The sequence below is a fragment of the Photobacterium sp. S4TG1 genome (assembly GCF_036040035.1).
Lineage (GTDB): Bacteria > Pseudomonadota > Gammaproteobacteria > Enterobacterales > Vibrionaceae > Photobacterium.
In genome coordinates this window covers 319,001-334,213 of sequence record NZ_JAYXUH010000001.1, presented here as the reverse complement: position 1 = coordinate 334,213, position 15,213 = coordinate 319,001, and the positions used below count along the sequence as shown (strand labels likewise).

Genomic DNA, 15,213 nt, shown 5'->3' with positions numbered 1-15,213 from the left:
CTTTTTTATGCAGTTATTGCAATAATAGAAAAGAAAACTGAGAAGAGGACTTTGATGAGAATTTCGACGCCTGTGAAGGCGACAAAGGTTTGTTTACAATGAGCGAAAAATTACAAAAAGTATTAGCGCGTGCAGGACAAGGATCTCGTCGTGAAATCGAATTGATGATCCAAAACGGCCGTGTGAGCGTCGATGGTGTTGTTGCTAAACTTGGTGATCGTCTTGACGATCTTAGCGTTAGCGTACGCATTGACGGCCACAATATTGCATTAATTTCGTCAGATGAAGAAATCTGCCGTATCTTGGCCTATAACAAGCCTGAAGGTGAATTATGTACTCGTCATGATCCTGAAGGTCGTCGTACTGTTTTTGATCGTTTACCACGTCTAACAACAGGCCGTTGGGTTTCTGTTGGTCGTCTAGATGCTAACACCTCTGGTTTATTACTTTTCACTACCGATGGTGAATTAGCTAACCGTTTAATGCACCCAAGCCGTACTGTTGAACGTGAGTACATGGTACGTGTATTTGGCGAAGTAAACGAGCAGATGATTAAGAATGTCGTTAAAGGCGTTGAGCTTGAAGACGGCGTAGCACGTTTTGAAGATGTTGTTTATTCTGGCGGTGAAGGTATGAACCATACTTTCTACGTAGTGATCACTGAAGGTCGTAACCGTGAGGTTCGTCGTTTATGGGATTCTCAGGGTGTAACGGTTAGCCGTCTGAAACGTGTTCGTTATGGTGATGTTTACTTAACGAAAGACATGCCTCGTGGCGGTTGGAGTGAGCTAGAACTAAAAGAAGTGAATGAACTTCGTGCTACCGTTGAGCTGCCACCTGAAACTGAAACAGTATTAACGGTTGAAGGTCAGAAGCGTAAAAAAGGTATTCGTCAAATTCGTCGTGCTGTTCGTCGTCATGAAGAGCGTGTAGAAACAACAGGTACAGGTGGTCGTCGTGGTCGTAATAATGATCGTCGCGCACCATCAAGCTCAAGTCGTAATGCTGAAGTTGATTCACAACAACAAGAGCAACGTGGTGGTCGTGGCCGCGCTAAACCTGCACCAACAGGTCGCGATAACGCTAAACCTCGTTCAGATCGTGCTAAAGGTAAACCTGTACATATTGCAGGTAAGCCAAGAGATGATGAGAAGAAGCCTTATAATTCATCAGATAAGCCACAAAATGGTTCTGGCAAGCGTAAACCTTCTGGTAATGCGGCAAATCGTCGTAACCCATTAGCGAATAAGCCCGCTAAACCTCGCACACGTAAGTAAGTGTTTAAACGCGACTAATGCGTAAAGTGCACGATTGATATTAAAATGCCGACAGCGATGTCGGCTTTTTTATAACTGCTATTTATTGTTCGTTGCTAATGCCGGGCTTACGCTTAGGCTGAGCATCAATACATTGTCCCGAAACATGACGGCTTTCAGGTCCCATAAGATATAGGTAAAGTGGCATAATATCTAATGGTGTTTTGAGTAAGCGGGCATCTTCAGCAGGAAAGGCTTGTGCTCGCATACCTGTACGAGTTCCACCTGGATTGATGGCATTGACCGTAATTGGTGTATCACTTAGTTCATCAGCTAAGACTTGCATCATGCCTTCTGTGGCAAATTTAGATATTGCGTAGGTTCCCCAAAAAGCACGTCCAATATGACCGACGGTGGATGAGGTAAAGATAATTCGGCCATCTGGTGATTGTTTGATTAACGGTAAAATTGCTTGAGTAAGTAATAATTGCGCTTTTACGTTAACTTGCATCACATCATCAAAAATAGCTTCTTCAATATGATCAAGTGGGCTTAATGCGCCTAATAATCCTGCATTGTGTAGTACGCCATCTAAGCGCCCAAATTGCTGCTGAATGGTATTTGCCATATCAATATAGTGTTGTTTAGTTGCCCCCATTAAATCTAATGGAATAATCGCAGCTTGCTTGCTGCCATTTTTTTCTATTTCATCATAAACAGCTTCAAGCTTAGCGACAGTTCTGCCTAACATGATCACGGTCGCACCATGAGCAGCATATTGAAGTGCGGCTTCTCGGCCGATACCATCACCAGCCCCAGTTACTAATATCACGCGATCTTTTAAATTATCCGCAGCAATTTGATAATCCACAGTAGCTTCCTTTTAAATAGTGTCTTTTTGTCGATATTTGAGTGTTTTTTCATCTAAGAACGCATCAAGTCTTGAGCTTGACTGTAATATCGATTACTACTAAAACATATCAGAATTTATATTCTGAGAGAATGTAGTTTTATGTGAATATCGTGTCGATGATATTGATTTATTATAAGGATAAATCGAACTAAGAATGGCGATAGTTATTACATTTTTACAATAAATTATGGCGTTTTTTCTTGCCTAGTAGAGGATTGAATCTTGGAATTTTTGTTTGAATATGGTTTGTTTTTCGCCAAAATAGCGACAGTTGTTATTGCAATTGTGGGTGTGTTGGTATTAACAAAAGCGTTAAATGGTCGTCATGGTTCTCAAAAAGGTGAACTAGAAGTTACCGACTTGACTGAACAATATAAAGAGACCGTTGAACAGTTAGAATCTCATTTATTTGACAAAGCATTATTAAAAGCACGTGATAAAGCGGATAAAAAATCAGATAAAGAACAAGATAAAGCTCGCCAAAATGAAGTAAAACAAGCGGTGAAAAATGGTAATTTAACCACAATCCGTGATCCTCGTTTATTTGTTATTGATTTTCACGGCAGTATTGATGCACGTGAAGTATCGTCATTACGTCAAGAAATTAGTGCTATTTTAGCCATTGCAATTGAAGGTGATGAAGTCTTGCTACGTTTAGAAACGGGTGGCGGTATGGTACATGCTTATGGTTTAGCGTCATCACAACTTGATCGTTTAAAAGCTGCTGGTATTACGTTAACGATAGCTGTTGATAAAGTCGCGGCAAGTGGTGGTTATATGATGGCGTGTGTTGCGGATAAAATTGTCTCAGCACCGTTTGCTATTGTGGGCTCTATTGGCGTGATTGCACAACTACCAAACTTTAGTAAGGTATTGAAGAAAAACGATATTGAGTTTGAACAAATCACTGCTGGTGAGTTTAAACGTACCTTAACTATGTTTGGTGAAAACTCAGATAAAGCGCGTGAAAAATTCAAAGAAGAGATTGAAGAAACACACGGTTTATTTAAACAATTTATCGCTGTTCACCGCCCTGAACTTGACTTAAATAAAGTGGCAACAGGTGAGCATTGGTTTGGTCAACAAGCACTTGAATTAGGCTTGGTGGATCAGATTAGCACCAGTGATGATTTGATCACCGAAGCTTGTAAAGCGCGTGAAGTATTACAAGTTAAATATGTACGCCGCAAGAAGTTAATCGAGAAGTTATCTGGCGCATCAAGTGAAGCTGCTGATACATTATTAATGAAGTGGGTTGCACGTGGTCAACGTCCATTTATGTAATAATAATTAACGTTGCTAAATGAAAAAACCCGCACTGATTGCGGGTTTTTTATTTGAATTTTGCTTAAACAAGTAATGTGTTTAGTGTGAACTCTGGTGATAATTTATGAGCCAAGAACTTAAACATATTAAATACAGCCGTCGTTTTAGCTGTTGGTAAGCCATCATCATCAAGGAAGTATTCGCCTTTGAAGATTAATACACCATCTTTTTCTATTACTGATGTTGCACGCATACCTTCAACATAATCTTTGTGATCTTGAATGATTTGATTCGCGATCATTAATAGTTCATTGATCGAAATTTCAGCTTTATTAGCCATGATTAATACTCATTGATAGTGGAATAAACACAGTCTAAGTAAGTTGCTATGAGAAAACAAATAACAGGCTTGTTAATTGGTTAATATCTATTCAGATATAGGTGCGAATCATATTAAAAAAAACAAATATTGTGATTAAATGCAAAAAAAATTAGTAAAGCAGATCAAATAATTCTATATCAATGATAATGATGATGCGGTTTTCTGTGATTACAGCGACTGTAAGTCATCAAAGTGATTGTCATATAAGACAAATTTTAATTTTATCACTTTGATTATCAGTACGTTGAAAGGGCTGTAAATGTCGCCTTTTAAATATTCACAACTTAATAACAAGTGCGGAAGGTACAACCAAATAGACGAAATTAATTAAAAAGCAGTTGACCTTCTTGTTTTCTAGCCCAATATGTAAAGAGTATTTTACGTAAATGAAGTGCAATAATTAATTGCAAATATGTATCATTCTCAAATTGTAACTCATCATATTAATTCACTGCTCTTATAATTTCGATTAGTGACTTAATGAGATTGGTCGAATGTTGTGGCGCTAATGATTAGCTAAGCAGTTATTTATATTTTTAGAATTAGCGAGCACGAGGACGTAATAGGGTCATTATGGGTAAATCTCTCGTTATCGTGGAGTCCCCTGCCAAGGCGAAAACAATCAATAAGTACTTGGGTAAGGATTTCATTGTAAAATCAAGCGTTGGTCACGTACGTGATTTGCCAACGGGCGCCCGCAGTGGCGGTAAAAAAGCTGTAGCAACATCGACTAAAGGGTTGAGTGTTGAGGAAAAAGCAGCAATTAAACAGAAGAAAGATCGTAAAGCGTTAATCAGCAAAATGGGTGTTGATCCCTATGATGATTGGAATGCGCATTATGAAATACTTCCAGGTAAAGAAAAAGTTGTTAGTGAACTTCAAAAATTAGCTGAAGATGCTGATTGCATCTATCTCGCAACGGATTTAGACCGCGAAGGAGAAGCCATTGCGTGGCACCTTCGTGAGATCATCGGTGGCGATGAATCACGCTATAAACGAGTGGTATTTAACGAAATCACTAAAAATGCTATTCAACAAGCATTTGAACAACCAGGTGAATTGAATATTGATGGCGTGAATGCGCAACAAGCACGTCGATTCCTCGATCGTGTTGTTGGCTTCATGGTATCACCACTATTGTGGAAAAAAGTTGCCCGTGGTTTATCTGCTGGTCGTGTACAGTCAGTTGCGGTAAAACTGATTGTTGAGCGCGAACATGAAATCAATGCATTTGATCCCGAAGAGTTTTGGGATATTCATGCAGATACACTAACGGTAGGCAAAGACGCTTTACGGTTAATGGTTGCACAACAGGCGGGTAAAGCATTCCGTCCTGAAAATAAAGCCGATACGATGGCAGCACATGCGTTACTTGAAAAAGCAGCGTATGAAGTGATTGAGCGTGAAGATCGCCCAACTAGCAGCAAGCCCTCTGCGCCTTATATCACCTCTACACTTCAGCAGGCGGCAAGTACACGTCTAGGTTATGGTGTTAAGCGCACTATGGGCCTTGCACAGCGCCTATATGAAGCGGGTTATATTACTTACATGCGTACTGACTCGACTAACCTTTCAAAAGAGGCCGTTGAAGCAGCACGTGAGCTAATTGGTAATGAGTATGGTAATGAGTATTTACCTGAAAATGCTAATGTTTATGGCAGTAAGAAAAATGCGCAAGAAGCGCACGAAGCAATTCGTCCTTCAAACGTAGAAGTGAAAGCTGAAAATTTAGAAGGCATGGATCAAGATGCAGTTAAGTTGTATGACTTAATTTGGCGTCAATTTGTGTCTTGTCAGATGATGCCAGCAAAATATGACTCAAGTACGATTAACGTTAAAGCAGGGGATTTCTTGCTAAAAGCGAAAGGCCGTACTTTACGTTTTGCAGGTTGGACATTAGTACAGCGTCCTTCTGGTAAAAATGAAGACACGACATTGCCAGAAGTTAACGTAGGCGATGTATTGAAGTTAGAGCAACTTGAGCCTAAGCAACACTTTACTAAGCCGCCAGCACGCTTTACAGAAGCAGCATTGGTTAAAGAACTTGAAAAGCGTGGCATTGGTCGTCCATCAACGTATGCGTCGATCATTTCAACCATTCAAGATCGTGGTTATGTACGTGTTGATCAACGTCGTTTCTATGCAGAAAAGATGGGTGAGATTGTTTCTGACCGTTTAGACAATAGTTTTCCTGATTTGATGGATTTTGATTTTACTGCCCGCATGGAAGGTAATCTTGATAAAATCGCTGAAGGTGAGAAAAACTGGAAGAAAGTACTCGATGAGTTCTTTTCTGATTTTACAACTGAGCTTCAAAAAGCGGAGTTGGATGAATCAGAAGGCGGTATGCAGCCTAATAATATCGTATTAACTGATATTCAATGTCCGACATGTTCGCGTCCAATGGGTATTCGTACTGCATCAACGGGTGTTTTCCTTGGCTGTTCTGGCTATGCACTGCCACCTAAAGAACGTTGTAAAACAACGATCAACTTAGGCAGTGAAGAAGGCATTGTTAATGTTCTAGAGGAAGACGTTGAAACAGCCGCATTACGCGCTAAAAAACGTTGTCCTATTTGTAACACGGCAATGGATGCTTACCTTATTGATCAAGATCGTAAGCTGCACGTTTGTGGTAATAACCCAAGCTGTGATGGTTACATTGTTGAAAAAGGTGAGTTCAAGCTTAAAGGCTATGAAGGCCCGTTGATTGAATGCGACAAGTGTGGTTCTGATATGGAACTGAAGAACGGTCGTTTTGGTAAGTACATGGGGTGTACTAACGAAGAATGTAAGAATACCCGTAAGATTCTAAAGAATGGCGAAGTTGCGCCACCAAAAGAAGATCCTGTACATTTGCCAGAAATTCCATGTACACAAGACACCAACGCGTACTTTGTTTTACGTGATGGTGCATCTGGTTTGTTCATGGCAGCGAGTACGTTCCCTAAGTCACGTGAAACACGTGCACCGTTAGTGGAAGAGCTTGTACGCTTTAAAGAACGCCTATCACCTAAGTTCTTATACTTAACTGATGCGCCTGTGGCTGACCCTGATGGTCTACCAACAGTGATTCGCTTCTCACGTAAAACCAAAGAGAATTACGTGCGTTCAGAAGTAGACGGTAAGCCAACAGGCTGGACGGGTTTATTTGTGGACGGTAAGTGGGAAATTACCGATAAGCGTAAAAAGCCTAAAAAAGAAAAATCAGCAGAAGAAGAGTAATTCGTTATTCTGTGATTAAAAAAAACCGCCAAATTTGGCGGTTTTTTTGTAGGTGTTAGTGATCTTATGATTTTAAACACAAGCGATAGAAGTGATAGGAATACCGCTATGAAAACGAAACGTATCATCGAGCGAGGTAATTAGCTCTGCTTCTTTATTACCAATTGCGCGAATACGATCGGCAATGTTTGTTCCCGCAATTTTTTCAGCCAATGTCAGGTAATCTTGATAATGGCGTGCCTCTGAACGTAATAACGAGATATAAAACTTCCTTAATTCGGAATCTAAATAAGGGGCGAGTTTGGCGAATCTCTCGCAAGAACGTGCTTCAATATAGGCGCCAACAATAAGCTTATCAATTAAGGTTGCTGGCTCATGAGTGCGTACTGCTTTCATTAATCCTTTAGCATAACGTCCAGCATGAAGGTTACTATAAGGGATATTACGTTTTTCCATGATCTCTAATACTTGTTCAAAATGATGGAACTCTTCTTTTATTAATCGCACCATTTTATCAATTAATTCTTGTCCGTGAATGAAGTCATCCCGAGGTGTTAATGGCGCTAAAAGACCATTTTTCTTACTGTGAAAAAGGGCCGTTGAGCGATTACTCCCACCGTAAACAAAATCTTCATAAGGTTTTGCCCATGCCATTAGTGCTTCACCACTCTGTTTGTCGACCGCGTATTTACGCACCATAAACATCGCAGTCTGACTTGCTTTTAATTCACAATTACAGTGATCGACTAATAATGGAATCAGGTTCTCTGGCTTAATAGCTTCAGTGATCCAGCTATCAGGGGTCTCACATTGAAGAAATTGGTTAATAGGCTTGAGTAATTCATTAACCATTTGTTGAGTGTTGTCGTTATCCATAAGGCATGTCTTTATTTATAGTTATTGAAGGCGCAAAAAAGGCCGCATTGGCGACCTTTATCGTTGAGTTAGTGTAAGACAAAAAGAGTTAAATCACCATTTCCGTTTTGGCTGAAATAATACATCAAGTTCATCATTATCTTTGTCGAGTAATTGTTGTCGTTCTTGCTCACTACTGACACTCATATTATTATCAATTTCATTGAGCATATACTGCAATTTCTGCTGCGCTTTTGTTGCATACTCATCATTACGAGAAGATAAAACATCAATTCCTTTCTTCAGTAATTGTTTGGCTGTACCAAATTGGCGTTTTAAGCGTGCATCATTGGCTCGTTTAACAACATTTTCAATATTAATTCTTAATTGTATATTTTCTAAACGCGTATTTTCAATAACATAGGCTTGAGTGGCGATACGGCCTTTACCATGTTCTCCTTTAATCACACTTTTTAAGCGTTTGACTAATTGTAACATACCAATAGCTTGACGATCGGAATTCGGCACTTGGAAAGGGACAACATTCGTTTGGTCAAAATGTGTTTCTAAATGTGATATTTGTTCGCTTACGTGATGAATTCGTTGCTTTAATGAACGATCTTTGGTGTCAACTTCAGCAATAGTTTCTAGTGCATAAAGAATACGTTTATTAAGACAAACTAAGAGTTCTTTACTATAAGGTAAGTGACTAGCATTACTAATGAGCTCTTCTGTGGCGTCAATAATTGCAACTTGCTTTGCCAATTCTTGTTGCTTAGCACTTTCTAACCGTTGACGATATTGAATGATAATGCTGTAGCCAATAACTAAAATTAGCAGAAGACTGATTAGGCCAATAACGAGAGGGATACTCATAAAGTGTGTCTATCTTCCATGGTTGATGTATTACTTAGAAAGATACACTATCTCGTTGTTTGGTGGTAGTTTGTTAGTAAAAAATGCTAACTAAATAACGTGATAGAGAAATATCTGGCTTTTTAATTTAAATGCTTTGTTTTTATGCCGAAATTACTTCAACATGCAGCATTACAACGTAACAAAGAGTGCTATTTTCCAGTAATTAAAAAAGACGTTGAATATAAAGTGTTAACATTGCTTCATGCTTATTTGACGATGAAAAAGTATTTTTACGATTAAAACTAAATAAATACTATGAAACAACGTTAATTCAATATATAAAATATTTATTACATGGTTGCACGATCATGCTTTGAGATGAAAATCAGGTAAAGATTTTAGGACTAAGTATGAAAGGTAACGGATTATTGATTGGGCGAGACCATGAAATTACAACAATTACGTTATATTGTTGAGGTTGTAAACCATAACCTCAATGTTTCATCAACCGCTGAGAGTTTATATACTTCTCAACCGGGCATTAGTAAGCAAGTACGTTTATTGGAAGATGAATTAGGTATTCAAATTTTTGAACGTAGTGGTAAGCATTTAACTAAAGTAACTTCTGCTGGCGAAGAGATTGTTCGTATATCACGCGATATTTTATCTCGCGTCGAAAGTATTAAAGCTGTTGCAAGTGAGCATACTCATCCTGAAATGGGAACGCTAAATATTGCGACGACACATACTCAAGCACGTTACGCGCTACCTGATGTGATTCAAGGTTTTACAACAAGATTTCCTAAAGTTTCTTTACACATGCATCAAGGAACGCCAAGTCAAATTGCAGATGCTGTAGGTAAAGGAAACTCTGATTTTGCAATCGCAACTGAAGCATTACATTTATATCAAGATATGATTATGTTGCCTTGCTATTATTGGAACCGCTCAATTGTGGTACGTAAAGATCATCCTCTTGCGACTAAACCAACTATTACTATTCACGATTTAGCTGCGTATTCATTAGTCACTTATGTCTTTGGTTTTACTGGACGTTCTGAACTCGATAGTGCATTTAATCGTTCAGGTCTGACACCTCGAATTGTATTTACAGCAACAGATGCTGATGTTATTAAAACGTATGTTCGATTAGGTCTTGGTGTTGGTGTGATCGCGAGTATGGCGATGGATCCTGATACTGATGATGATTTAGTTGCTTTGGATGCGAGTCATATTTTTGATTCAAGTACGACTATGATAGGTTTCAAAAAAGGAACATTCTTGCGTACTTATATGTATGATTTTATGGAACGTTTTGCGCCACACCTAACACGTAGTGTTGTTGATCAAGCTATCGCATTAAAAAATGCTGCAGAAATAAATGATATGTTTGCTTCAATGGAATTACCGGTTAGATAATGTCGTTGTTGTTACTAAAATAATTGAAACCGCTAGTGATAGCGGTTTTTTTATTTGGTTAATGTGTCAAACGTAAGCTTGGTATACACTAGCTCCCATTTTGGGTAGGTTAATGGTTGTTTATGTCTAACTACGTTGAGCTTTTTCGTCATCTCGATGCATTATTGGTAAAAAATAGGCAATTTTGGCAATTTATGCCTTTTGCTGAACGTGATTTTGTGTGGCATCAAAATTTACCATTTTGCCAATGGTTAAGTGGATTAGATGATAGCCAATTACAATTATTAAGCCATGACATGAGTGCACTAACAACAGCCCTTATGCCGTGGATTAGTGATGCAGAAGCATTAACTCAACTTAGTAATAAAATTAAACCGTTAACACGTACGCAAAGAACGGTTCCGCAAGGGCTTGATAGTGGAATCCCTGGACGAAAATGGCAGCAAATCATTGCCTTCAATGAAGTGTTACCCCCATTAGGATTGCCATGGCTCGAGTGGTGTGCGGGTAAGGGGTATCTTGGGCGAGTGTTGGCCGCTTCACATCAGCATTCGGTGACAAGTCTCGAATGGCAGTCGCAATTATGCATTGATGGAGAACTAGCCGCTAAACAATTAGGGCTAGCGATTAACTTCATTCATGCTGATGCATTTAGTAGTGAGAGTGATAATGCAATCACAACTCATCAACATGCAGTTGCACTTCATGCTTGTGGTGATTTGCATGTGTCATTATTGCAACGGGTCGCTGCTAATAAAGGGGCGGCAGTGAGTATTTCACCGTGCTGCTATCACCTCATTCATCAATCCCACTACCAACCAATGTCGGCAATTGCCAAAACAAGCCCTTTAGTGCTATCTAAGCATGATTTACGTCTTCCTTTGCAAGAAACTGTTACTGCGGGTAATCGAGTTAAGCAGCTACGATTTGTGGAAGTTAGCTTTCGATTAGGGTTTGATTTATTACAGCGAGAAATTGGCCAAACAGAAACATATCTTTCAGTGCCAAATGTACAAAAAGCTTTACTGAATCAAGGTTTTGAAGCTTTTTGTCTATGGGCTGCAGCAAAAAGAGGTGTTGATTTACCAGAGAATATTGATTTCGATAAGTGGCTGCGGCAAGGTGAAAAACGATTTGCTATTATTGAGCGTATGGAACTTGTTCGACAATTATTTAGGCGACCACTTGAAATTTGGTTGGCATTAGATCGGGTTTGCTTTCTTGAAGAGCAAGGTTATAAGGTCGTACTTGGCACTTTTTGTGATAAACCAATAACCCCTCGTAATTTATTAATTCATGCAGAACGGCGTAAAATGGCTTAATGAGTCGAGTAGGTTCCCTATCAAACGAATGATAGGGAATACCACTATAGTAAGAGTTGTGCTGATTTATTGGTTATTGGCTCGCTAAAATATTTTTCTTCAAGTTCATACACTGGCAGAGGTCTGCTAAAGAAATACCCTTGACAATAATCAAAACCACATTGGGTGATATAATCCAGTTGGGGTTGCGTTTCTACTCCCTCGGCGACTATTTTTAAATTAAGTTTGTCACAAATAGCCTTGGTTGCTTCTATGATAACTTTGTTACTTGAGTGTTGACCTTGAACAAAACTTTGATCAAGTTTAACCGTGCTAATGGGAAGCTCATGTAATTGTGATAAAGAAGAATAGCCAGTACCAAAATCATCTAAATAAAGTTCGATGCCCATTGCGGCTAATGCATCTAAGCAGGGCTTGGTTTCACAGTAATCTTGTAGCATCGCTGATTCAGTAATTTCTAAGGCTAGCTGCGATGGATTAACGTTATATTGGCGAATAATTTGTTCAATTGTCTGTGCTAGATTGGGTTGTAATTGCGCCCGTGAGAGGTTAATACTAATAATAAATCGCTGTGCGTAACGTTGGTTCCAATAGGCAAGTTGTTGACAGGCACTGTGTAGAATCCAAAGTCCTAGAGGGACTATTTGACCTGTTTCTTCTGCTAGTGGAATAAATTCTGCCGGTGAAACTTGACCAAGTAAATCATCATGCCAACGGATTAATGCTTCAAAACCTTTTAATTGTTGGTTTTTTAAATCGATAATAGGTTGATAATATAGCTCAAAGTCATGGTTTTCGAGAGCCAGAGACAAATGATGGCGCAAGGTCATTTTTCGATATAGCGCATCTGCCATTTCTTGTAAGAAAGGATAATAGCAATTACGGCCTCGTTGTTTCGCGCGATGCATTGCCATATCTGCTTGGGTGACAAGCGTATCAAAATTATTAGCGTCATCAGGATAATTTGCAGTACCAATACTACAACTAATAGAGAGTTCACCAATATCTTTAATATGGAAAGGTCGACTTAATGTTTTTATTATTTGGTCAGTAAAGTTAGCGATGGTAGTATAATTACGCTTCTCTATTTGAATAATAAATTCGTCACCACCAAACCGTGCTACAAGGCCTTTATCTTTTACAACGTTTAATAAACGAATGGCAACAGCTCGAAGTAATTTATCGCCTGCAGCATGGCCGTAAGAATCGTTAACAAGTTTGAAACCATCAAGGTCAAGAAATAATAAACTATAATGAGAACGATGGTGATGACTGGCTTTTAATGCCGCAGAAACACCACGACGGTTCATTAATCCTGTCAGAAAATCATGTTCTGCATTATATTTTTCTTTATTCAGTTTTTCTTTATCTTTAGTGATATTCACTAATTGTAATAATAATTGTGAATTATCATTTAACCACTTAGCTTCAATATCAAACCAATGGTGGCGCTGGCCCGTCCAACATAAACGGTTGCAAGTAAAGTAGTTATTCTTTTTCGCATCTTCTATCCATTGTTGTGCGATTGTAATATCACCAACAAACTCAGAAAGATCAACTAGGCTTTCTCCATAATTACTTGAAAATGCAGCATTTGCACTAATAAAGTCGCCATTACCACTAAAGAGAAGTGCGAGGTTTGAGCAATCTGAAAAGGCCAGATCTCGTCGTAGAGAAGATTCATCGGCTATCACTTCGACAAGCATAGCCATGCGTCCATCTTCCAGTGGAATACCTGAAAATAAACACAACATATTTTTTGTTATTTGTTTAGGATTAAATCGCCACCATGTTTTAATTGTTTTATTTAATTTAAATGTTTGTTGATATTCTAATAATGTTGCGGCCGCCGCTGCAGACATATCTTGACCAAAATCTCGATTTAAAAGTTCTTCTATAGATGTCGCTTCCCATAAACGTAATGATTTGTCATTAGCCCACAAGATTTTTTTATTATCAACGTCAAATACCCAGATTGGATTTTGGAGATAATATAGAGGTGAGAATGGATCCATCTCCAACTTCTTTCTTTTTACGTGTTAATTTTAAAAGAATAACGGAAATGGAAGCGTTAAGCATTATAATATTATAGCTACGTGATATTAGTCCACGTTTTGATATATAAATTATGTATTTTTAAACCAATCAGATTAAAAAATGAGGTTATTAATAACCTCATTTGTTTATGTGCATCATTATAATTAACCGACGGCTGGTATTATTCCTACCATTTGTAATAACTGAGCCGCGATAATAATAATACCAATGACAGTTATCAGTCCTAAAGTAAATGAGCCGCCTTTAGCAATATAGCCTGACGAGGTGTTGGTTGCTGTCTGTGTTTTTCGTTGTGCTCGTACCATCGCAACGGGCAGAAATATGGCTAAAATAACCAACGAAATGGCAGCATAACCTAATGCCATAATAAACCCTTGAGGGTAGAACACAGCAAAAGCTAGTGGAGGCAAAAATGTGATTAAAGCGGTTTGCCCACGGCCTGAAAGATGATTACCACGGTTAAGTGTGTCAGCTAAAAAATCAAACAAACCTAAACTTACACCAAGAAAGGATGTTGCTAGTGCCAGATCTGCAAAGATAGAAACTGATTGACCTACCATTGGATTATGAAGTAATTCACTTAAGCTGCCAATAAATGCACCTAGCGTACTGTTAGCCATTAATTGCGGTTGACCCATAATACCTTGGCTCGCTAATTGCCATAAAATATACACGGTTAATGGCAATGCCGATCCAAAAATCATGATTTTCTTCAATGCCTTGATGTCGATACCAATGTAACGAACAATTGAAGGAATGCTACCGTGAAAGCCAAAAGAGGTAAAAATAACAGGCAAGGCTGACAGAATTAATCCTTTCTCTACTGGCATCTCAACCAGATGTTGACCTTGAACGTTGGGTAGTAATAACCCTAGCATTACGGCAAGAGCAATGACTTTTGCTGTAAATAGCACACGGTTAACCATATCCACACTGTGGGTACCGATTGATACGACACTTGCAATCACTACCGTGAAAATGACAGCGCCAATTTGAGGAGCGATGGCTGTTCCTGTCCAAGATGATAATTTTTCACTTAATTGGCTACCACCACCGGCAATGTAAGCGGCACATAATGCGTAGAATAAGAAGAACATTGCCAATGTTGCGATGGTTTGCCCTTTACGGCCTAATAATTCGTAGGCTAACGTGTTTAATGTTGCGGAAGGATTTGCGTGTTGATGGACTTCTAGCATTAATAATGCTGTGTAGGTCATTAAGGCCCAAATTCCAATCATAATAATAGTTGCAGTGGTAAAACCTAACCCTGCTGATGCAAGGGGAAGAGCTAGCATACCTGCACCTATCGTGGTACCTGCAATAATCAGCATACTGCCGAATGTTTTATTTAAAGACATGATTATGTCGCTCCCTGAAGGATAAAAATTTAACTTGGGAGGGGGTATAAATACACCTGTGGTCGCTCCCTATATATAAAGCAGGCCACAATGGCATAATCGAGATGAAGTGTTTTAAAATGTTTACACCTAGATTTAGCCACTGTGGCTATCGATAGGCTGTATTAGGATGGGTAATTAGCACGTTTACTCTCTCTAAGCTGAATATAATCGTAAATTAACGGTAATTTGCTGCTAAGTGCTACATTAACGATAGAGATTATGGCTGTCAACTTATCTTTATTGTGTAAATTTTTATTTA

General features: G+C 38.8%; 12 protein-coding genes. 6 read left to right on the top strand and 6 right to left on the bottom strand.

Annotation, left to right across the window (positions count from 1 at the left end; all coding sequences use genetic code 11):
• Window positions 1-98 precede the first annotated feature (98 nt).
• Window positions 99-1,277, top strand: coding sequence for a 23S rRNA pseudouridine(2605) synthase RluB (gene rluB / locus VXS03_RS01595; protein ID WP_080156757.1), 1,179 nt, complete (start codon window positions 99-101; stop codon window positions 1,275-1,277).
• A gap of 82 nt (window positions 1,278-1,359) precedes the next feature.
• On the opposite strand, the gene VXS03_RS01590 is transcribed toward rluB, so the two are convergent.
• Entirely contained in the window at window positions 1,360-2,127 is a 768-nt protein-coding gene (locus tag VXS03_RS01590) for a YciK family oxidoreductase (protein ID WP_327761611.1), read from the bottom strand.
• Between the two features lie 264 nt (window positions 2,128-2,391).
• Here VXS03_RS01590 and sohB point away from each other — a divergent pair, with 264 nt between their 5' ends.
• A complete protein-coding gene (sohB, locus tag VXS03_RS01585; protein WP_327761610.1) occupies window positions 2,392-3,453 on the top strand; it encodes a protease SohB in 1,062 nt (353 codons plus the stop codon).
• Between the two features lie 64 nt (window positions 3,454-3,517).
• Here the strand turns inward: sohB and VXS03_RS01580 are convergent, their stop codons facing one another.
• The gene (locus VXS03_RS01580) at window positions 3,518-3,775 is read right to left on the bottom strand and encodes a DUF2498 family protein (protein WP_327761609.1); all 258 of its coding nucleotides are present in this window, start codon (window positions 3,773-3,775) and stop codon (window positions 3,518-3,520) included.
• Window positions 3,776-4,390: 615 nt separating this feature from the next.
• On the opposite strand from VXS03_RS01580, the gene topA reads away from it, so the two are divergent.
• Window positions 4,391-7,042, top strand: coding sequence for a type I DNA topoisomerase (gene topA / locus VXS03_RS01575; RefSeq protein ID WP_327761608.1), 2,652 nt, complete (start codon window positions 4,391-4,393; stop codon window positions 7,040-7,042).
• 72 nt (window positions 7,043-7,114) lie between these two features.
• On the opposite strand, the gene miaE is transcribed toward topA, so the two are convergent.
• The gene (miaE, locus tag VXS03_RS01570) at window positions 7,115-7,918 is read right to left on the bottom strand and encodes a tRNA isopentenyl-2-thiomethyl-A-37 hydroxylase MiaE (protein WP_327761607.1); all 804 of its coding nucleotides are present in this window, start codon (window positions 7,916-7,918) and stop codon (window positions 7,115-7,117) included.
• 93 nt (window positions 7,919-8,011) lie between these two features.
• Entirely contained in the window at window positions 8,012-8,773 is a 762-nt protein-coding gene (locus VXS03_RS01565; protein ID WP_327761606.1) for a DNA repair protein, read from the bottom strand.
• A 144-nt stretch (window positions 8,774-8,917) separates the two neighbouring features.
• Between VXS03_RS01565 and VXS03_RS01560 the strand changes: the two genes are divergently transcribed.
• The 3 genes from VXS03_RS01560 to VXS03_RS01550 all read left to right on the top strand — a co-directional run bounded on the left by VXS03_RS01560 (window position 8,918) and on the right by VXS03_RS01550 (window position 11,496).
• On the top strand, window positions 8,918-9,055 hold the full coding sequence (locus VXS03_RS01560) for a hypothetical protein (protein ID WP_327761604.1): 138 nt from the start codon (window positions 8,918-8,920) through the stop codon (window positions 9,053-9,055).
• Window positions 9,056-9,199: 144 nt separating this feature from the next.
• Window positions 9,200-10,174 (top strand): HTH-type transcriptional regulator CysB, encoded by a 975-nt coding sequence (gene cysB / locus VXS03_RS01555; protein WP_327761603.1) that lies wholly within the window; start codon window positions 9,200-9,202, stop codon window positions 10,172-10,174.
• Window positions 10,175-10,296: 122 nt separating this feature from the next.
• A complete protein-coding gene (locus VXS03_RS01550; protein WP_327761602.1) occupies window positions 10,297-11,496 on the top strand; it encodes a methyltransferase in 1,200 nt (399 codons plus the stop codon).
• A 44-nt stretch (window positions 11,497-11,540) separates the two neighbouring features.
• Here the strand turns inward: VXS03_RS01550 and VXS03_RS01545 are convergent, their stop codons facing one another.
• Both VXS03_RS01545 and VXS03_RS01540 read right to left on the bottom strand, forming a co-directional pair.
• Window positions 11,541-13,511, bottom strand: coding sequence for a putative bifunctional diguanylate cyclase/phosphodiesterase (locus VXS03_RS01545; RefSeq protein WP_327761601.1), 1,971 nt, complete (start codon window positions 13,509-13,511; stop codon window positions 11,541-11,543).
• 186 nt (window positions 13,512-13,697) lie between these two features.
• Window positions 13,698-14,912: an aromatic amino acid transport family protein gene (locus VXS03_RS01540; RefSeq protein WP_327761600.1), complete on the bottom strand. Its 1,215-nt coding sequence runs from the start codon at window positions 14,910-14,912 to the stop codon at window positions 13,698-13,700.
• Between the last annotated feature and the right edge of the window lie 301 nt (window positions 14,913-15,213).

Excerpts from the sequence above, each read along its gene's own strand:
- rluB (WP_080156757.1), top strand. The coding sequence starts at position 99 with ATGAGCGAAAAATTACAAAAAGTATTAGCGCGTGCAGGACAAGGATCT.
- VXS03_RS01580 (WP_327761609.1), bottom strand. The coding sequence starts at position 3,775 with ATGGCTAATAAAGCTGAAATTTCGATCAATGAACTATTAATGATCGCG.
- topA (WP_327761608.1), top strand. The coding sequence starts at position 4,391 with ATGGGTAAATCTCTCGTTATCGTGGAGTCCCCTGCCAAGGCGAAAACA.
- miaE (WP_327761607.1), bottom strand. The coding sequence starts at position 7,918 with ATGGATAACGACAACACTCAACAAATGGTTAATGAATTACTCAAGCCT.
- VXS03_RS01565 (WP_327761606.1), bottom strand. The coding sequence starts at position 8,773 with ATGAGTATCCCTCTCGTTATTGGCCTAATCAGTCTTCTGCTAATTTTA.
- VXS03_RS01560 (WP_327761604.1), top strand. The coding sequence starts at position 8,918 with ATGCCGAAATTACTTCAACATGCAGCATTACAACGTAACAAAGAGTGC.
- cysB (WP_327761603.1), top strand. The coding sequence starts at position 9,200 with ATGAAATTACAACAATTACGTTATATTGTTGAGGTTGTAAACCATAAC.
- VXS03_RS01550 (WP_327761602.1), top strand. The coding sequence starts at position 10,297 with ATGTCTAACTACGTTGAGCTTTTTCGTCATCTCGATGCATTATTGGTA.
- VXS03_RS01545 (WP_327761601.1), bottom strand. The coding sequence starts at position 13,511 with ATGGATCCATTCTCACCTCTATATTATCTCCAAAATCCAATCTGGGTA.
- VXS03_RS01540 (WP_327761600.1), bottom strand. The coding sequence starts at position 14,912 with ATGTCTTTAAATAAAACATTCGGCAGTATGCTGATTATTGCAGGTACC.